Raw genomic sequence first — 17,837 nt, 5'->3', positions numbered from 1 at the left:
CACCGCGGCCCCGCGGCTAGCATCGCGGAAACTGGTAAAGGTCCGCTTCATGCCCCGCAACATCGCTTTCGCCGCAGCGCTGATACCGCTTGCCCTCGCCGCGTGCGGCACCCCGCAGGAACGCTGCATCGCCCGCAACACCGACGAATACCGCACCGTCAGCAGCCTTCTGGCCGAAGTCGAAGGCAACATCGCCCGCGGTTACGCATGGGAGGAACGGCAGGTGGTGCGCGACCGGCTGACCCAATGCCGCGACTATTATCGCGACGACGAGGGCAAGGTGCGCGTGGGCTATTCCCCCTGCTGGCGCGATTACGTTGATACGGAGCGTTACCGCGTCCCGATCGATCCGGCGGCCGAGGCGCGCAAGCGCGACAATCTTGCCGCGCGCAAAGCGGCACTGTCGGATCGCGCCCAGGCTGTCGTCAGCGCCTGCCGCGAAGCCTATCCCGAAGAAGCGTGAGCGGTCAGAGAAGCGAGGCGGTGACGCTGTCGGCGATGCTGCGCCCGCCATCCACCGTCAGGATCTGCCCGGTGACGAACCCCGCACCGGGCGACACCAGATAGGTCACCGTATCCGCAAGCTCGTCAGCGGCGGCGATGCGTCCCAGCGGGGTACCCGCGATGATGCTGTCGCGGATCGAGGGCTCTTCGCGCAGCGCGCCCTTCATCTCGTGGGACATGACGCTGCTGAAGCGTACACCGTTGACCCGGATCTTGTGGGGCGCCAAGGCCAGCGCCAGACCGCGCGTCGCATGATCCAGCGCCGCGCAGGCGATCGAATAGCCCAGCAGGTCAGGCACCGGACGCGTCCCGGCCAACGTCGAGAGGTTCACGATCGCGCCCGCCTCGTCATTGCCCTGGTTCTCATCGGCCTGCCGGATCATGCGGCGGGCCACCAGTTGCGACATCCGCAGCGCCGACATCATGTTCTGGCGCAGCATCTCCTCCAGGGTGTCGACATCCGTGTCCAGCGGATCGGACCGCTTCACGACGCGGTGCGCGTTCACCAGGATGTCCACGCGATCGAACGCGTCGATCGTGGCCGAAAGCAGGTTGGCCATCGCAAGCTTGCGGCTCATGTCGGCGGCGAAACTGCGGATCTGGTCATTGCCCTCGGCCGCCTCCGACACCTGGGCCTCAAGCAGAGCCTCGTCGCTGTCGGCGAACATGACGTTCGCGCCGCGATCGACGAAGTCCTTCGCAATCGCCAGACCGATGCCCCGTCCGGCCCCCGTGACGATGGCGGTCTTGCCCCGGATCGACAGGCTCATGCGCGGACCTTTCTGCCGGACCGGCTGCGCGCATCGCGCCGCGCCCCGGTCGCCTCGATGATCTTGAAGCGCGCATCGCCGCCGGTTTCGGTCACGCGCGCGAAATGCTCGGACAACGTCGCTTCGTAGGGAAGGTGACGGTTCGCAACCATCCACAGCGTGCCCGCCTGCGTCAGCAGTCGCGCGGCGGTCGCGATGAAGGCCCGACCCAGCGATGGATCGGCCGCGCGCCCCTCGTGAAAGGGCGGGTTCATCACCACGCCGTTCACCGGATCGGGCAGCGCCACGTCGCGCGCATCCGCCCAGTGGAACCGCGCCCGCGGATCGGTGACGTTCGCCCGCGCGGCCTCCACCGCGGCGTGATCGGCCTCGATCAGATGAAGCACCTCGACCCCGGGTTTCGCAAGCACCCGCGCGGACAGCCAACCCCAGCCGGCACCCAGATCGACGACCCATGTGGGCATCTTCGACGGCAGCGCGGCGGCCAGGGCGGCCGAGGCCGGATCGACACCGTCGGCCGAGAACGCGCCCGGCGGTGCCCGAAATCCGGGGGCGGGATAGCTGTCCTGCCCGGTCCAATCGGCGGGAAGCCAAGGGCCCGTGCGGACCCGGAAGATCTTGCCATGCGCCTTGCTGTGAAGATCGTGAATTTCGGTCAGCGCGCGCAGATCGCGCAGGATCGATTCAACCCCATCGGTGCGCTGCCCGTCGATCCAAAGATCGGCGCCCTCAGGCAGATGCGATGCCGCATCCGCGATCCGCGCACGCGCCAGCGCCTTGGCGCGGGGAAGAACGACCAGCGCCGCATCCGCGGGGCCGGCTGCCTCCGTCGCCATGTGGAACCCGCGTGCGCCAAGCGCCCGATGGTCGGCAAATTGAGGCTGCACAATCGTCGTTCGCGCAGGCGCGAGCATCGACAGATCGTCGCCCGCCTTGGCGCCGATCACCAGAAGCCGGCCCTCGGGCGCACCCTCGGCGAATGCCAGATCGAGACGACCTGTGCCCAAACGGCTACTCTTTTTCCATGGTGCATTGCAGCGGATGCTGCTGGCGACGCGCCAGTTCCATCACCTGCGCCACCTTGGTTTCGGCGACCTCGTGCGAAAACACGCCCACGACGGCCAGTCCGCGCTTGTGTACGGTCAGCATGATCTCGATCGCCTGGGCGTGGGTCATGCCGAACAGCCGCTCCAGCACGTGAACGACGAATTCCATCGGCGTGAAATCGTCGTTCAGCATCAGGACCTTATACATCGGCGGCCGCTGCGTCTTCTCACGCGGCTTGACCGCAAGATCGGACTCGCGGTCGGTGTCGTTGTCGGTCATCCAGTGGGTCATGAAAAGCTTCGCGCGGGTTTGTCGGCGCGCCCTTCGTCCGGCGCGCATGTCAGGGCCTGTCGCGACCGAATATAGTTGCTTTTGCCGATCTTGAAACCCCCGACCCGGACGCAGAGGGTTGCGTCCGTGGCCCGTCTCAAAAGGCCGGAATTGACAAATCCGTGGTTTCGTCGTGACGATCCCCGTGCTATTGTCGAATAATTAAGAAGGGCGTGCGACAAAAGACGCGCCCCCGAGGCAGAAGAGATCGAGGCAGTGACCAAATTTCCTGATGCCGCCCGGCTGTGGGCGATGATATTGATGCTGGCTGTCGGGACCGCCATGGCTCCCGCGCAAGGTGTCGCGGCACCCTTCGCCGCCTACGTGATGGACGCGCGAACCGGCAAGCCGGTCTACGCCCAGAACGCGACGACGCGGCTGCATCCGGCCTCGCTCACCAAGATGATGACGCTCTACCTCGCCTTCGCAGCGGTCGAACGTGGACAGGTCCGGCTGGACAGCCGCTTCACGGTCAGCAGCAATGCGGCCGCTGAACCGCCATCGAAACTCGGGCTGCGCGCAGGTCAGCAGATCGAATTGCGCTACCTCCTGCGGGCCGCCGCGATCAAATCCGCGAACGACGCCGCAACCGCCATCGGCGAAGGCATCGCCGGCTCGGAAGAGGCTTTTGCGGCGCAAATGACGGCGACCGCCAAAGCGCTCGGCATGCGCAACACGAATTTCCGCAATGCCAACGGCCTGACGCAGGACGGGCACTATTCCACGGCCGAGGACATGTCGATCCTGGGCCGCCGCCTGTTCTATGATTTCCCTCAATATTACAACCTGTTCTCGCGCCGCAGCGCCGATGCCGGCGTGACCACCGTGTCCTCGACGAACAAGCGCTTCCTCGACGCCTATCCCGGCGCTGACGGGATCAAGACCGGCTATACCCGCGCGGCGGGCTTCAACCTGACCGCATCGGCCCATCGCGGCAACAAGCGCATCGTGGCGACCGTCTTCGGCGGCACCTCGACCGCGCAGCGCAACCAGGTGATGGCGCAATTGCTGGATGCGGGCTTTGGCCGCGTCCCGGCTCGCGTCCGCGAAGTTCGCCCCGAGCCGCCGCAGCTTCTGGCCCAGAAGGTCGTGCGCCGCGCCCAGGTCGAACCCAAGCCGATCGCGACCGCCCCGCGGGCCGAGCGGATGGTCCTGACTCGGTCCGAGCCTCCGCGCCGCGCCAGCGCCGCCGCATCCACCGTCCGGCCCGACCAGCTTGCCGCTGCGGTGGCCCAGGCCATCGCGACGCCCGCCGCTGCGGCGACGCCTGATCCGGCGGCATCCGTTCCCGCCGATGCGCGGATGTCGCTTGCATCCAGCGCCCGTCCCGCACGGCGCGCCGGAACCGCCCAGGCGGTCGAGCCGTCCGCCGTCGACGCGGCCGTCGAGATGGCGGCCAGCGCACCGGCCGCAGCTCCCTCTGGCAGCATCGCCGGTGGTGTCCTGCAATCCTCCGCCCGCCCCGTCCCCTCGCCGCGCAGCGGCTCGGCCAGCACGGCGTCGCTTGACGAGACGGACGAAACGGCCTCGGCACCCATCGCCCAGCCGGCCACCACGGCCGAGGTTGCACCTGCCGCCGTCGCGTCCGCCGCGCCGGTTGCCGCGGCTGCGTCGCGGGTCATGGCGCTCGCCTCGTCGACTGCGCCGGCGCCGCGCTCGGATACCGTCATCCTCGCCGCCATGGGCGAAGGCGACCGAGGTGAGCCTGAACCGACCGAACTCGTCTCGCGCGCAAAATCGGGCGGGACCGGCTGGGGCATCACCCTCGGCCCGATCAAGTCCAAGACCGAGGCCGACAAGCTGCTGATGCAGACCGTGCTGCAAGGGGGCGATGCCGTCGCCCGCGCCCATCGCAGCGTCGCCGACACTGCGCGCGGTTGGGAGCCGCGGATGGCGGGGATGAGCCGCTCGACCGCGCAGGCGCTGTGCGACCAGATGGCAGCCCGCGCCAATTCCTGCTCGGTCATTCAGCAATAGGTCGCGCTCTTTCGTCCTTGATGATCCGATCGATCAAGGGCGGGTGATCGCACGGGCGGCCGCCCTTTCCGTCAGGTTCAAGCCGTGCTTTATGGGCGCCGCAAGGTTTCGGAGTCCTCATGCTGGTCATTCACGGTGTCACCCGCTCGCGCGCGTCGCGACTGATCTGGCTCTGCCACGAAATCGGGCTCGACTACCGTCAGGAGCCGGTGATCCAGGCCTATCGGCTTGCCGATCCGATGGCGCGCGACGCCCCGCTGAACACGCGCACGCCCGCCTTTCTGGCGCTGTCGCCCGCAGGCGCGATCCCGGTGATCGAGGATGACGGGCTGGTCCTGTCGGAATCGATGGCCTGCACGCTGTATCTTGCCCGCAAGCATGGTCTTCCGCTCGGTCCCGCCGACGCGGCCGAAGATGCGCTGATGATGCAATGGTCGTTCTTCGCCGCGACCGCGATCGAGCCCGATGCGCTGACCGTCCTGTTTCTCGGTGACAGCCGCGGGTCCGAGGACCGCGCCTTGGTCGCCAACGCCGCCGAACGCCTGATGCGACCTCTTCAGGTGCTGGAGGATCACCTGTCGCGCGGTGGGCAGATGGTCGGCAACCGCTTCACCGTCGCAGACATCAACGTGGCCGAGGTAATCCGCTATGCGCAGGGCCACGACGCGCTGATGGCCCGGTTCCCCTCGCTCATCGCATGGCTGCAGGACTGCCAGAAGCGTCCCGCCTTCCAGACGATGTGGGCGATGCGTCAGGCGGAACCCGCCTGAACCGAACTGATGCGATCGTGCGCAACCCCTAGCGCGCCCTGGTCGCGGCACCACCAATGCTTGCGCGGCGACCCTCGGCCGTGAGATAGTCGCACTAAGCAACAAGACGAGCAGCGCCATGGCCGATGATCTTTTCCCTACGCCCGATTCCGGCGGCGACAGCTATTCCGCCGCCTCGATCGAGGTGCTCGAGGGGCTGGAACCGGTGCGCAAGCGGCCCGGCATGTATATCGGCGGCACCGATGAACGCGCGCTGCATCATCTCGTCGCCGAGATCCTCGACAACGCGATGGACGAGGCGGTCGCAGGCCACGCCACCCGCATCGAGGTCGAGCTGCACGCCGATCACGCCGTCACCATCCGCGACAACGGCCGCGGCATCCCGATCGACCCGCATCCGAAATTCCCGGGCAAATCCGCGCTCGAGGTGATCCTCTGCACGCTCCATGCCGGGGGAAAGTTCTCGGGCGACGCCTACCAGACCTCGGGCGGTCTGCACGGCGTCGGCGCCTCGGTCGTCAACGCGCTCAGCGACACGCTGATCGTCCAGGTCGCTCGCAACCGCGAGCTGTTCGAACAGCGCTTCTCCCGCGGCATCCCGCAGGGTCCGGTCGCACAGATCGGCGCCGCCCCGAATCGTCGCGGAACGACCGTCACCTTCCATGCCGACGAAGAGATCTTTGGCCATCACCGCTTCAAGCCTGCACGGCTTCTGAAGATGGTGAAGTCCAAGGCCTACCTGTTCTCGGGCGTCGAGATCCGCTGGAAATCCGAGATCGATGATGGCGAGACCCCCCGCGAAGCCACGTTCCACTTCCCCGGCGGCCTCGCCGATTACCTGTCCGAAACGCTCTCCGGCGCGACCACCTATGCCGACCGGCCCTTCGCCGGCAGCGTCGACTTCCAGCCGCGCTTCGGCGTGCCTGGCAAGGTCGATTGGGCGATCAACTGGACCCCCGCCCGCGACGGCTTCATCCAGTCCTACTGCAACACCGTCCCGACCCCCGAGGGCGGCACACACGAGGCCGGATTCTGGTCCGCGATCCTCAAGGGCATCCGCGCCTATGGCGAGCGCATCAGCAACCGCAAGGCGGCCCAGATCACCCGTGACGACCTTCTGACCGGTGGCTGCGCTCTGGTCAGCTGCTTCATCCGCGAACCCGAATTCGTCGGCCAGACCAAAGACCGGCTGGCGACGACCGAAGCCGCGCGGCTGGTCGAAAATGCCGTGCGCGACCATTTCGACACCTGGCTGGCGGCAGACACGAAATCCGCGGGCGCGATTCTCGACTTTCTCGTCCTGCGCGCCGAAGAACGCCTGCGCCGCCGCGCCGAAAAGGAAACCGCCCGCAAGACCGCGACCCGCAAGCTGCGCCTTCCCGGCAAGCTGGTCGATTGCAGCGCCACAGCGCGTGACGGGACCGAGATCTTCATCGTCGAGGGTGACAGCGCGGGCGGTTCCGCCAAGGCCGCGCGCGACCGCAAGACACAAGCCCTGCTGCCGCTGCGCGGCAAGATCCTGAACGTGCTGGGCGCAGCGTCCTCGAAAATGGGTCAGAACGCCGAATTATCCGATCTGTGTCAGGCACTTGGCGTCGGAATGGGAGGCAAGTTCAACATCGACGATCTGCGCTATGACAAGATCATCATCATGACCGATGCCGATGTCGACGGTGCCCATATCGCCAGCCTGCTGATGACGTTCTTCTTCACCCAGATGCGTCCGCTGGTTGATCGTGGCCATCTGTATCTGGCCTGCCCGCCGCTCTACCGGCTGACCCAAGGCGCGCATCGCGTCTATGTCGCCGACGACGCCGAAAAGGAACGTCTGATGGCCAAGGGCTTGGGCGGCAAGGGAAAGATCGACATGCAGCGCTTCAAGGGTCTGGGCGAGATGGACGCCAAGGACCTGAAGGACACGACGATGAATCCGGCGACGCGCAAGCTGATCCGGGTCAGCATCGACGAGGATGAGGCAGGCGAAACCGGCGATCTGGTCGAGCGTCTGATGGGCAAGAAGCCAGAGCTGCGCTTCGAATATATCCAGGAAAACGCGAGGTTCGTGGAGGATCTTGATGTATGACGCGAAATCGCCGCGCGTCATGCGCCTGACCGAGGACCACGTTCGCCGCGTCACCCGTCCGACAGATGCGCCGCGCCACAACCCGGACTGGCGGCTGCTGGATGAGGCCGATCTCGACCGCCTCGCCGCCACGCTGATCGACGGTCGCGCGCGGCCGATCCCCATCTTCGCCTACGGCTCGCTGATCTGGAATCCCGACTTCGCCGTCGGCCGCCGCCGTCGCGCGACCGCGATCGGATGGCACCGCAGTTTCTCGATCCCGCTCGACTACTTCCGCGGCTCGCATGACCAGCCCGGATTGATGTTGGCGCTCGCCTCGGGCGGTACCTGCGAGGGCGTGGTTCTGGACATCGCTGCCGGGACCGAGGCTGACTCGATGCGCGCGATCCTGGCCCGCGAACTGGTCGCGCATGAACTATCGGCCAACGCGCGCTGGATCACGATCGAGACCGCCGAAGGCCGCAGCGAAGCCCTGACCTTCTACGCGGATCCGGTCGATATCGACGTGGCCGACCTGCCGATAGAGGATCAGGCCCTCCGCCTCGCCACCGCGAACGGCGCCGCCGGTTCTGGGGCGGAATACCTGCTGAGGACTGCACGGGGACTGGAAGAGGCAGGGATCCACGACCCGTATATCTGGGACCTGCAGGAGCGGGTGGCGGCGGTGATAGAGGCAGACAGCCGCTTCAGCTAGCTGCTCGGCCAAGTCATGTCATGAAAGCGGATCGCGCGGAACGGCGGGAAGCCCGAGCAAGCGCGTTGTCGTTCGCCACGCCTTACTCAGGCCGAAGGAAGATTCTACACGCTTTCACGAGCCTCAAAACCGCATCCCCACACTGAAGCTCGCCCCCTCGGTCCCGATCCCGAAATCCGCCGCGCCGAAGCTGAATCCGATCAGCCCGCCTGCCCAGACCTGCTGCGCCGTGTGCTGACCGGCATGGATGCGGCTTACGCCGGTCAGGCCGGCGGCGCCGTAGGCTGCGGCTCCCGCCGCGACGTCGTCGGGAAAGCACTTGCCCGCCAGATCGGCTGCGCCGAAGGCCGCGGCTGCGGTATGGCCGGACGGAAACCCGCGCCCGACTTCGGTTGCGCGGACCGGTCGGGTGCCGATGGGTGTGCCGTCGAACCAGCTTTTCAGGCCGCGGACGACGACGACTTGGATCAGGCCGCGAACCGCGTAATCCTCCAGCCGTCCCTGGTCGGCGGCACAGACAGCCCCGGCCAGCGGCAGGGCGTATTTCATCGCGGTGCCGAAATTCTCGAACGGGTCCGCGGCCGCCGAGCCCGCCAGCGTCGCCGCCATCACCATTCCCGTGAACGCTGTCTTCACCCCTGCCCCCTGTCCCATGCACCGCGCCGACCAGGCAACGGCCGTTAATCAACCCCTAACCGCACGCGCGCAGCCTGTGTACAGGTTGTGTACAGCCTGTGTACGCGCGGTGTACGGATGTCACAGCGCCAAACCCTGCAAATGCTGGTCGAAAAGACTGTCAGGCTGTTGCGCCGTTGCGCGCCTACCGCACGCTCGGTACGCGGTCGAAAGGTTAATGTTCCTCACCCAAACGGATGAGGCGGTCCATCCGCCCGGCCAGCTCATGGTTATGGGTGGCGATCAGCGCCGCCAGTCCGGTCTCTCGAACCAGACCCATCAGCACCTCGAACACCCGATCCGAGGTGTCGGGATCAAGGTTTCCCGTCGGCTCGTCCGCCAGCAACAGCGAGGGTTGGTTGGCCAGGGCCCGACAGAAGGCGACCCGCTGCTGTTCGCCCCCGGATAGCTCCGCCGGGCGGTGGTTCGCGCGCGCCGACAGGCCGACCCTATCCAGCAGATCGGCAGCCCGGTCCGCGGCCTGCCGGCGCGGGACCGCATTGGCCAATTGCGGCAGGATGATGTTCTCGGCCGCAGAAAACTCCGGCAGCAAGTGATGGAACTGATAGACAAATCCGACATCGGCCCGGCGCGCATCGGTGCGCGCGCGGTCGCTCGCCTGCGTCATGTCGCGCCCGTTCAGCCAGACCTGTCCGGCATCGGCGGTGTCCAGAAGCCCCGCGATATGCAGCAGCGTCGACTTGCCCGCACCCGACGGCGCGACCAGCGCCACGACCTCGCCCCGCACGACGTTCAGATCGATCCCCGACAGGACCTCGACCGGCGAGGGACCGTCCTTGGCATAGGTCTTGCCGACACCGGAAAGCCGCAGCACCTCACTCATAGCGCAGCGCCTCGACCGGGCTCATCCGTGCCGCGCGCCGTGCGGGGAACAGCGTGACGAGGAAGGACAGGACCAGCGACAGCGCGACGGCGCGCCCCACGTCCCAGGCCCGAAGTTCCGCCGGCAGCTTGTAGATGCCGCGCACTTCGGCCTGCCACGCCCCACCCGCCGTGGCTGCGTTCAGCAGCGACATGATGTTCTCGACATTCAGCGCCAGCGCCACACCCAGCACTACGCCGGCCAGCGTGCCCAGGATCCCCGTGAAGGCCCCGCAGAGGAAAAACACCCGCAGAACAGCACCTTCGGTCAGACCCATCGTGCGCAAGATGCCGATGTCACGGCCCTTGTTCTTGACCAGCATCACCAGACCCGAGGTGATGTTCATCGCCGCGATCAGCACCAGCACCGACAGGATCACGAACATCACGTCATCCTCGATATCCAGCGCAGACAGGAACGAGGACGAGGCGTCCTTCCAGTTCCACACCAAAGCGCCCTGCCCCGCGGCCTGCAGCAACGCCGGGGTCAGCGTCTCGACCCGTTCCGGCTCGGCCACATAGACTTCGATCTCGTCCGCTGCCCCCTCGCGGTTGAAGTAGGACTGCGCCTCGGTGAACGGCATGTAGATGCGCGTGCGGTCGATGTCGTAACGCCCGGCGCTGAAGATATAGGTCACCTCGAATGAACTGACCCGCGGCGTCGTGCCCATCGCGGTCCTCGCCCCGTTGGGCGAGATCAGGCGAACCGTGTCGCCGATGCCCACCGCCAGTTCGCGCGCGATCCCTTCGCCGATCGCGATGCCTTCGGGGAAGTCCGCGATGTTGCCGGCCGATGTTTCGGGATCGGTGATGCGCGGGATCGCTTCCAGCGCCTCGGGTGTCACGCCATAGACCTCGGCCACGTTGGACCGGTCGCCAGAGGTCACCATCACCTGCCCCCGGACCAGCGCGTTCGCGCGGGTGACCCCGGGAATGTCAGCGATGCGGGCAGCCAGGGCGTCGTAATCCTCGATCCGGCCGGACTGGGTATAGGTCTCGCCGGTCAGATCGTTGGTGAAGCTGGTCGGCGCCATGTAGACGCTGCTATGCGCGTTCGCGCCAAGGATCGTGTCGACGAATTCGGTGCGGAAACCCGCGCGCACGGCGAGCGTGGCGATCAGCGCCATCACGCCAAGCGCGATGCCGATCAGGCTGATCCAGGTCATCACGCTGACCCCGCCTTCGGACCGGCGCGCACGCAGATAGCGCCAGGCGATCAGGAATTCGTAGCGGGAAAAGGGTGCAGGAGAAGGCATGTCGGGACAGGTCCAGAAATCGCGCAGACCCTGACCGCGCCCCCCCGAAAGATCAAGCCGACAATGGCGTGAGCCCTTTCTTCTTCACCCGAATATCCATATCCCGACGCTCATGGCCAAGCCCGTCACCGCCTTCACCTGCACCGCCTGCGGCGCCGTCCACAAGAAATGGGCCGGACGCTGCGATGCCTGCGGGGCGTGGAACACGATCGTCGAGGAAGCACCGCTGAGCCAGGGCCCAGGCCGTGCGCTCGGCGCCGCGAAGGGGCGACCCGTCGCGTTGAGCGGGCTGACCAGTTCAGAGCCACCGCCAAGCCGTAGCCAGTCCGGGCTGAGCGAGCTTGATCGGGTGCTGGGCGGGGGCCTGGTGCCCGGCTCGGCCATCCTGGTCGGCGGTGATCCCGGGATCGGCAAATCGACCCTTCTGCTGCAGGGCGCCGCAGCCTTTGCACGCAGCGGGCTCGACGCGATCTATCTGTCAGGCGAAGAGGCGAGCGCGCAGATCCGCATGCGGGCCGAGCGGCTCGGCCTGTCGGACGCCAAGGTCCGGCTGGGGGCCGAGACGAGCCTGCGTGACATTCTGACCACGCTCGACGCCGAACGCCCCGACGTTGCGGTGATCGATTCGATCCAGACCCTGTGGTCTGATCAGGTCGAGGCCGCGCCGGGTTCGGTGACCCAAGTCCGTGCGGCCGCGCATGAGTTGGTGACCTTCGCCAAGCGCCGAGGCGTCGCGGTGATCCTGGTCGGCCACGTCACCAAGGAGGGCCAGATCGCCGGCCCGCGCGTGGTCGAGCACATGGTCGATACGGTGCTGTATTTCGAGGGAGAGCGGGGCCACCAGTTCCGCATCCTGCGCGCGGTCAAGAACCGCTTCGGCCCGGCCGACGAGATCGGCGTCTTTGAAATGACCGGCGCAGGTCTGGCCGAGGTACCGAACCCTTCCGCCCTATTTCTCAGCGAACGCGGTCAGCCGGTTCCCGGCAGCGCGGTCTTCGCCGGGATCGAGGGCACCCGTCCGATGCTGACCGAGATCCAGGCGCTGGTCGCACCATCGACGCTGGCAAGTCCGCGCCGGACCGTCGTCGGGCTCGATTCGGGGCGCGTCTCGACGATCCTCGCGGTGCTCGAAAGCCGATGCGCGATCCCCTTCGCTGGGCTCGACGTCTTCATGAACGTCGCAGGCGGAATGCGCCTGTCGGAACCTGCCGCCGACCTCGCCATCGCAGCGGCTCTGCTCTCCGCGCGCGAGGATACGGCGCTGCCTGCGGAAAGCGTCCTCTTCGGCGAAATCTCTCTCTCCGGGGCGCTACGACCCGTCGCTCAAGCGGAAAACAGGTTGAAAGAGGCGCAAAAACTTGGTTTTTCACAGGCGATTTTACCCGACGGCCAAAAGCTCGAGGGCAAGGGCGGCTTGCGGCTGGTGCCGGTGACCGACCTGACAGGCTTCGTGGGTGATCTGTTCGGCGCCGGCTGATCTTGCCCCAATGACATAAAACTCGGCGCGGACGGGGATCTATGGACGGTTTCACCATCATCGACGCGGTCGTCGCGGCGGTCATCATCCTGTCAGCGATCTTGGCGTGGAGCCGCGGCTTCGTGCGCGAATCGCTGGCGATCCTCGGCTGGATCGGCGCGGCCATCCTCGCCTTCCTGTTCGCGCCAACCGTTCGTCCGATGATCGCGCAAGTGCCGGTCCTCGACCGCTTTCTGGGCGACAGTTGCGAATTGGCCACCATCGCGGCCTTCGCGGTCGTCTTCGCGCTGGCGCTGGTCGTCTTCTCGATCATCACCCCGCTGTTCTCCTCGGTCGTGCAGCGTTCGGCGCTTGGCGGGATCGACCAGGGTATCGGCTTCCTGTTCGGGGTCGCCCGGGGCATCCTGCTCGTTGCGATCGCCTTCATCGTCTATGACCGCGTGATGACCAGCCAGGATGTCGCGATGGTCGAGAACTCGCGCTCGGCGCAGGTCTTCGCCAGGATGCGCGGCCAGATGGATGAACAGATTCCGGACGATGCGCCGGGCTGGATCGTCGGCCGCTATGAGCAGTTGGTGCGCAGCTGCGGCCTCACCGGGGCCGAGATCGATGCCGGCCAGGCAACGCCTCCTGCAGGGACCACGGACGCGGCGCCTGCCCCCGCGACCGAGGCTCCGGCGAACTGATATGACGGCAAGGTGACGGAAAATCTCTGCACCGCAGCAGAGGGGTGGTGACTTTTGCGCCCCGACGTCCTAGATACGGGTCCAGCTTGCCGCCACAATCGCAGACATCCGTGATGACCGAAACTCAGCCGTTTCTGGCCCACCCGTTCGATTCCGACCGCCTGCATGAAGAGTGCGGCGTGTTCGGTGTCACCGGCGTCGCCGACGCGTCCAGCTTCGTGGCGCTTGGCCTCCACGCCTTGCAGCATCGCGGACAGGAGGCTGGCGGCATCGTCGCCCACGACGCGGAACACGGTTTCAACAGCGCGCACCGCTTCGGCTATGTTCGCGACAATTTCACCAAGGCCGACGTGATGGGGACCCTGCCCGGCGCGTTGGCGATCGGGCATGTGCGCTATTCCACGGCCGGCACCAAGGCCAGCACCGCGATCCGTGACGTGCAGCCTTTCTTCGGTGAGTTCCACATGGGCGGTTGCGCGATCGCCCATAACGGAAACATCACGAACGCCGCTGCACTTCGCCGCGAGCTGATCGAGCGCGGCTCGATCTTCCAGTCCTCGTCCGACAGCGAATGCATCATCCATCTGATGGCGCGCTCGATCCAGCGCAACATCCCGGAACGGATGAAGGATGCGCTTCGCCGGGTCGAAGGCGCCTTCAGCGTCATCGCGATGACCCGGACCAAGCTGATCGGTGTGCGCGACCCGCTGGGCGTGCGTCCGTTGGTTCTGGGCAAGCTGGGCGAAGGTGCCTATGCGCTCGCCTCCGAGACCTGCGCGCTGGACATCATCGGCGCCGAGTTCGTGCGAGAGATCGAGCCGGGCGAGATGGTGGTGATCACCAAGGGCGAGGTCGAAAGCTCCCGTCCCTTCCAGCAGACCAAATCGCGGTTCTGCATCTTCGAGCATGTGTATTTTTCGCGCCCCGATTCCATCATCGGCGGGCGTTCGGTCTATGAGACCCGGCGCCAGATCGGCGTCGAACTCGCCCGCGAAGCGCCGGTCGAGGCGGATCTGGTGTGTCCGGTGCCAGACAGCGGGACGCCGGCGGCCATCGGCTATGCGCAGGAATCGGGCATCCCCTACGGCATGGGGATCATCCGCAACCAGTATATGGGCCGGACTTTCATCGAGCCGACCGAGCAGATCCGCAACATGGGCGTGCGTCTGAAGCTGAACGTCAACCGTGCGCTGATTGCCGGAAAGCGCGTGGTGCTGGTCGACGATTCCGTGGTCCGGGGCACGACCAGCCGCAAGATCAAGGACATGATCATCGATGCCGGCGCGGCGGAGGTTCATTTCCGCATCGCATCGCCGCCGACCGCATGGCCCTGTTTCTACGGCGTCGACACGCCGGAGCGCGAAAAGCTTCTGGCAGCGCAGATGACCCCGGAACAGATGCGCGACTGGATCGGAGTCGATTCACTGTCATTCGTCACGCTGGATGGTCTTTATCGCGCGGTGGGTGAAGCCAAGGGCCGCAACGGCGATTGTCCGCAATATTGCGATGCTTGCTTTTCCGGCGACTACCCGGTCGCGCCGTTCGATCAGCTTGAGCGCGGCTTCAAGCTGAAGGACGGCAGCGAAACCGCCCCGCCTCAGGCTGCGGAATAATCACCGCCCCGGCTTGCGCCAGATCTGGCCGGCGACCCATTCGTTCAGTTGCAGCGACAGCGCCTCGCGATCCTCGCCAAGGTCGCGTGTATCCGACAGACGCGGATGATTGGCCGCCTCGCGCGCGCGGGCCAGTTGGGACATCCGCCAGGTCAGCCCTTCGTCAGTCTCTCCACTGATCTCGGCTTCGGCGCGCGGCAGTTCCAGCCGTGCGGCGCGCGCCGATTCCAGGCGGTCCAGCACGTTCAGAAGGATCGCACCCGCCTGCTCGCCTTCGGCCGGGATCAGGCCAAGATGCGGATCGGCGCGCAGCGCCTCGATCGCGCCACGGCCTGCAGCACTGTCGGTGCCCGCCAGGAGGTCATGCACCAGCGCGGCCCGTCCTGCATCTTGCGGCGCAAGCCTCTCCAGCCGCGTTTCAACCTCGGCCACCAGGGCCGGATGCGTTGCGCACAGCAATAGCGCCGCGCCTTCCAGCAACGTGTCGCCGGCGTCGCGTCCGACGAAGACCGAGGCGCGCGCCGGTGCCGTCGCACTCGCCTCGGGCGCCCGCCGTCCGCCCTTGCGGGGCTGAGCCTGCCAGCTTTCGCGGTTGGAGGCTCGACCCGCCTGACCGAAAAGCTCTCGCCGTTTATCGCGGATGGCCTCGGCATAATGCGCGCGTGTGCTCTCATCCGGGATGCGTCCGATCGCCGCCCGCAGGGCGCTGTCCAGCGCGGCCTTGCGTTCGGGGCTGTCGAAGACCTTTCCCTCGGTCTCGCGCTGCCACAGCAAGTCGACCAGCGGACGAGCGCCCGCGATCACCTCGGCCATGGCCGCCTGACCGCGGTCGCGGACCAGGTCATCGGGGTCCAGCCCCGGCGGCAGAACGGCAAAGCGCAGCGCCTGACCCGGCCCGGTCATCGGCAGCGCCAGATCGATCAGGCGCATCGCCGCACGCTGGCCCGCCGCATCCCCATCAAGCATCACGACCGGCTCGGGCGCGATCCGCCACATGAGCCGCAATTGCTCTTCGGTGATCGCGGTTCCAAGCGGGGCGACGGCCCCGCCGAAACCGGCCCGGTCCAGCGCGATGACGTCCATGTAGCCTTCGGCCACCAGAAGTGACGCGCCCTTGGCGACCGCCGCGCGTGCCGGCCCGACGTTGTAAAGGTTGCGCCCCTTGTCGAAGAGAGGCGTCTCAGGGCTGTTGAGATATTTGGCGCGGGCATTCGGATCCATTGCCCGCCCGCCGAAACCGATCACCCGCTCGCGCGAATCGCGGATCGGAAACATGATCCGTCCCCGGAAGCGGTCGAAGGGTTGCCCGCCGTCGTCCGGCGCAATGGTCATGCCGGATTCGGCGATCAGCGCATCCGCCAGCCCCTTGTCGCGCAACGCGGCGCGCAGGCCCTGCCTGCCGTCAGGAGCAAAGCCGATCTCGAACCGGTCCAGCGCCGCCTGATCGAGGCCGCGACGCGTCAGATAGTCCCGCGCCGCGGCCGCACCCGCGGATTGCAGCTGCAAACGGAACCAGCGGTTCGCCGCGTCGGTCACTTCGGCGAGTTGCGCGTTGCGGTCTTGGGCGGCGCGCGCCCGTGGGTCGGGTTCCGGGACCGACATTCCCGCTTCGGCCGCGACGGCCTTGACCGCGCCCATGAAATCCATCCCGTCGAGTTCCCGCAGGAACCCGATCACGTCCCCCTTCGCCTGGCAGCCGAAGCAGTAATAGAACCCCTTCTGATCATCGCAATGAAAGCTCGCGGTCTTTTCCTGATGGAAGGGGCACGGCGCCCACCAGTCGCCCTTGGCCTGATTTGACTTGTGGCGATCCCAGACCACGCGTCGGCCGATGACACGGCTGATCGGCACGCGTGCGCGCAATTCGTCGAGGAAACCGGGTGGCAGACTCATGGCGCGAGTATCGGACCGGGTTGCGGCCTGAGCAAGGGTCGCGCTCAGTCCCGCCGACGCGGATCGAAGGCGATACGCGCTGTCGCACCGCCATCGACCGCGTCCCCGGTCTCTAGCTCGCAGCCCAGTTCTTCGCAGGCCAGCTCGATGATCCGCATTCCAAGCCCGCCGCGGCGCGTCGGGCCGTCGCCCCAGCCGATCCCGTCGTCGCAATAATCCACCTGAACCCGTCCGTCATCGAGACGGGTCATGTCGATGGTGATGCGACCATCTCGCTCGTCAGGAAAGGCGTGTTTCAGCGAATTGGCCACCAATTCGTTCACCAGCATTCCCACAGCGACAGCCTGATCGGTCGCGACCTCGACCGCGACCCCGCTGCTTTTGGCCTGGACGTTGCCGGGCATCAGCGGCGTCAGCCGATCGCAGACCCGGATGACGTAACCGGCGAGATCGACGTTAGACCCCGCATCCGCCTGATGCAGGATTTCGTGAAGCGTGGACACGGCATCCAGACGGTTCGCCATAAGGTCGAGTGCGGCGATCACTTCCGGCGTATCGCTGTCACGACGCTCGATCCGGGTCAGCGAGGATAGCGATTGCAGCGAATTCTTGACCCTGTGATCGACCTCTCGCCGCAGGATTTCGGCGTTGCGCAGCGCGCGCCGCAGTTCAAGCTGCGTCATCACCTGCCGCGCCAGAACCTGCATCGCGTCCTTCTGCATCTCGGTCAGCTGACGCGGCCGCCTGTCCAGCACGCACAACGTTCCCAGCGGCATACCGTCCGCCGCCACAAGCTGCGCACCCGCGTAAAAGCGGAAGGCATCTTCGCCGATGCAAAGCGGATTATCCCGCGTTCGCGGATCTTCCTGCGTATCGGGCACTTCAAGAAAGCCCTGCTGCAGGATCGCGTGTGAACAGATCGATTGATCCAGCGTCGTCTGATCGACGCAGAGGCCGACCTTGGCCTTGAACCATTGGCGGTCCTCGGCCACGAGGCTGACAAGGCCGACGGGCGTCTCGCAGATTACCGCAGCCAGCCGCGCGATATCGTCGTAGGCGCCTTCGGGTTCGGTATCGAGGATCGCGAACGACCCCAGCGTTTCAAGCCGCCGGTGCTGATCCTGATGCCGGTCTGCCTGCATGAGACGCCCTCCAAGTGGAAGGACTGATTATCATTTCA

The 17,837-nt window shown here is 66.4% G+C and carries 16 protein-coding genes; 8 read left to right on the top strand and 8 right to left on the bottom strand.

From position 1 onward, the window contains the following. The first annotated feature begins 49 nt into the window (after positions 1-49). Positions 50-463, top strand: coding sequence for a hypothetical protein (locus tag MLD63_RS05840; protein ID WP_255328947.1), 414 nt, complete (start codon positions 50-52; stop codon positions 461-463). A 4-nt stretch (positions 464-467) separates the two neighbouring features. Here MLD63_RS05840 and MLD63_RS05835 read toward each other — a convergent pair whose 3' ends face one another. From MLD63_RS05835 to clpS, 3 genes are read right to left on the bottom strand one after another with little or no spacing between them, the layout of a single operon-like run. After that, entirely contained in the window at positions 468-1,274 is an 807-nt protein-coding gene (locus MLD63_RS05835) for an SDR family NAD(P)-dependent oxidoreductase (RefSeq protein WP_255328946.1), read from the bottom strand. Further along, complete coding sequence (locus MLD63_RS05830; protein ID WP_255328945.1) at positions 1,271-2,281, bottom strand: class I SAM-dependent methyltransferase; 1,011 nt, start codon at positions 2,279-2,281, stop codon at positions 1,271-1,273. Before MLD63_RS05830 ends, MLD63_RS05835 begins: the two co-directional genes overlap by 4 nt. A 4-nt stretch (positions 2,282-2,285) precedes the next feature. Continuing rightward, positions 2,286-2,600 (bottom strand): ATP-dependent Clp protease adapter ClpS, encoded by a 315-nt coding sequence (gene clpS, locus MLD63_RS05825; protein WP_255329512.1) that lies wholly within the window; start codon positions 2,598-2,600, stop codon positions 2,286-2,288. Between the two features lie 267 nt (positions 2,601-2,867). Between clpS and MLD63_RS05820 the strand changes: the two genes are divergently transcribed. The 4 genes from MLD63_RS05820 (at position 2,868) to MLD63_RS05805 (ending at position 8,175) form a co-directional block, all read left to right on the top strand. After that, entirely contained in the window at positions 2,868-4,628 is a 1,761-nt protein-coding gene (locus tag MLD63_RS05820; RefSeq protein ID WP_369696989.1) for a D-alanyl-D-alanine carboxypeptidase family protein, read from the top strand. 119 nt (positions 4,629-4,747) lie between these two features. Further along, entirely contained in the window at positions 4,748-5,398 is a 651-nt protein-coding gene (locus tag MLD63_RS05815) for a glutathione S-transferase family protein (RefSeq protein ID WP_255328944.1), read from the top strand. A gap of 118 nt (positions 5,399-5,516) precedes the next feature. Continuing rightward, entirely contained in the window at positions 5,517-7,481 is a 1,965-nt protein-coding gene (gene parE / locus MLD63_RS05810; RefSeq protein WP_255328943.1) for a DNA topoisomerase IV subunit B, read from the top strand. Continuing rightward, positions 7,474-8,175: a gamma-glutamylcyclotransferase gene (locus tag MLD63_RS05805; protein ID WP_255328942.1), complete on the top strand. Its 702-nt coding sequence runs from the start codon at positions 7,474-7,476 to the stop codon at positions 8,173-8,175. Before parE ends, MLD63_RS05805 begins: the two co-directional genes overlap by 8 nt. 123 nt (positions 8,176-8,298) lie before the next feature. Here the strand turns inward: MLD63_RS05805 and MLD63_RS05800 are convergent, their stop codons facing one another. The 3 genes from MLD63_RS05800 to MLD63_RS05790 all read right to left on the bottom strand — a co-directional run bounded on the left by MLD63_RS05800 (position 8,299) and on the right by MLD63_RS05790 (position 10,988). Then, the gene (locus MLD63_RS05800; protein WP_255328941.1) at positions 8,299-8,811 is read right to left on the bottom strand and encodes a phosphatase PAP2 family protein; all 513 of its coding nucleotides are present in this window, start codon (positions 8,809-8,811) and stop codon (positions 8,299-8,301) included. Between the two features lie 214 nt (positions 8,812-9,025). Then, positions 9,026-9,694, bottom strand: a complete 669-nt coding sequence (locus tag MLD63_RS05795; RefSeq protein WP_255328940.1) for an ABC transporter ATP-binding protein — start codon at positions 9,692-9,694, stop codon at positions 9,026-9,028. After that, on the bottom strand, positions 9,687-10,988 hold the full coding sequence (locus MLD63_RS05790) for a lipoprotein-releasing ABC transporter permease subunit (protein ID WP_255328939.1): 1,302 nt from the start codon (positions 10,986-10,988) through the stop codon (positions 9,687-9,689). The genes MLD63_RS05795 and MLD63_RS05790 overlap by 8 nt, the downstream gene beginning before the upstream one ends. A gap of 112 nt (positions 10,989-11,100) precedes the next feature. On the opposite strand from MLD63_RS05790, the gene radA reads away from it, so the two are divergent. The 3 genes from radA (at position 11,101) to purF (ending at position 14,764) form a co-directional block, all read left to right on the top strand. Then, positions 11,101-12,465, top strand: a complete 1,365-nt coding sequence (gene radA / locus MLD63_RS05785; RefSeq protein WP_255328938.1) for a DNA repair protein RadA — start codon at positions 11,101-11,103, stop codon at positions 12,463-12,465. A 41-nt stretch (positions 12,466-12,506) separates the two neighbouring features. After that, positions 12,507-13,151, top strand: a complete 645-nt coding sequence (locus tag MLD63_RS05780; protein ID WP_255328937.1) for a CvpA family protein — start codon at positions 12,507-12,509, stop codon at positions 13,149-13,151. 113 nt (positions 13,152-13,264) lie between these two features. Then, positions 13,265-14,764, top strand: a complete 1,500-nt coding sequence (purF, locus tag MLD63_RS05775) for an amidophosphoribosyltransferase (RefSeq protein ID WP_255328936.1) — start codon at positions 13,265-13,267, stop codon at positions 14,762-14,764. Here the strand turns inward: purF and dnaG are convergent, their stop codons facing one another. Then, positions 14,765-16,657 (bottom strand): DNA primase, encoded by a 1,893-nt coding sequence (gene dnaG, locus MLD63_RS05770; protein WP_255328935.1) that lies wholly within the window; start codon positions 16,655-16,657, stop codon positions 14,765-14,767. Positions 16,658-16,701: 44 nt separating this feature from the next. After that, complete coding sequence (locus MLD63_RS05765) at positions 16,702-17,799, bottom strand: histidine kinase dimerization/phosphoacceptor domain -containing protein (protein WP_255328934.1); 1,098 nt, start codon at positions 17,797-17,799, stop codon at positions 16,702-16,704. Positions 17,800-17,837: the final 38 nt, after the last annotated feature.

Source organism: Paracoccus albicereus (assembly GCF_024359525.1).
In the GTDB taxonomy this organism is placed as follows: Bacteria; Pseudomonadota; Alphaproteobacteria; order Rhodobacterales; family Rhodobacteraceae; genus Paracoccus; species Paracoccus albicereus.
The sequence above is the reverse complement of the archived record's forward strand: the minus strand, read 5'-3'. Positions and strand labels throughout refer to the sequence as shown.

What these genes read in the sequence shown, in the direction of transcription:
- MLD63_RS05815 (WP_255328944.1), top strand. Translation starts at nt 4,748, where the DNA reads ATGCTGGTCATTCACGGTGTCACCCGCTCGCGCGCGTCGCGACTGATC.
- purF (WP_255328936.1), top strand. Translation starts at nt 13,265, where the DNA reads ATGACCGAAACTCAGCCGTTTCTGGCCCACCCGTTCGATTCCGACCGC.
- MLD63_RS05790 (WP_255328939.1), bottom strand. Translation starts at nt 10,988, where the DNA reads ATGCCTTCTCCTGCACCCTTTTCCCGCTACGAATTCCTGATCGCCTGG.
- MLD63_RS05835 (WP_255328946.1), bottom strand. Translation starts at nt 1,274, where the DNA reads ATGAGCCTGTCGATCCGGGGCAAGACCGCCATCGTCACGGGGGCCGGA.
- dnaG (WP_255328935.1), bottom strand. Translation starts at nt 16,657, where the DNA reads ATGAGTCTGCCACCCGGTTTCCTCGACGAATTGCGCGCACGCGTGCCG.
- MLD63_RS05805 (WP_255328942.1), top strand. Translation starts at nt 7,474, where the DNA reads ATGTATGACGCGAAATCGCCGCGCGTCATGCGCCTGACCGAGGACCAC.
- clpS (WP_255329512.1), bottom strand. Translation starts at nt 2,600, where the DNA reads ATGACCGACAACGACACCGACCGCGAGTCCGATCTTGCGGTCAAGCCG.
- MLD63_RS05780 (WP_255328937.1), top strand. Translation starts at nt 12,507, where the DNA reads ATGGACGGTTTCACCATCATCGACGCGGTCGTCGCGGCGGTCATCATC.
- MLD63_RS05765 (WP_255328934.1), bottom strand. Translation starts at nt 17,799, where the DNA reads ATGCAGGCAGACCGGCATCAGGATCAGCACCGGCGGCTTGAAACGCTG.
- MLD63_RS05840 (WP_255328947.1), top strand. Translation starts at nt 50, where the DNA reads ATGCCCCGCAACATCGCTTTCGCCGCAGCGCTGATACCGCTTGCCCTC.
- parE (WP_255328943.1), top strand. Translation starts at nt 5,517, where the DNA reads ATGGCCGATGATCTTTTCCCTACGCCCGATTCCGGCGGCGACAGCTAT.
- MLD63_RS05795 (WP_255328940.1), bottom strand. Translation starts at nt 9,694, where the DNA reads ATGAGTGAGGTGCTGCGGCTTTCCGGTGTCGGCAAGACCTATGCCAAG.
- radA (WP_255328938.1), top strand. Translation starts at nt 11,101, where the DNA reads ATGGCCAAGCCCGTCACCGCCTTCACCTGCACCGCCTGCGGCGCCGTC.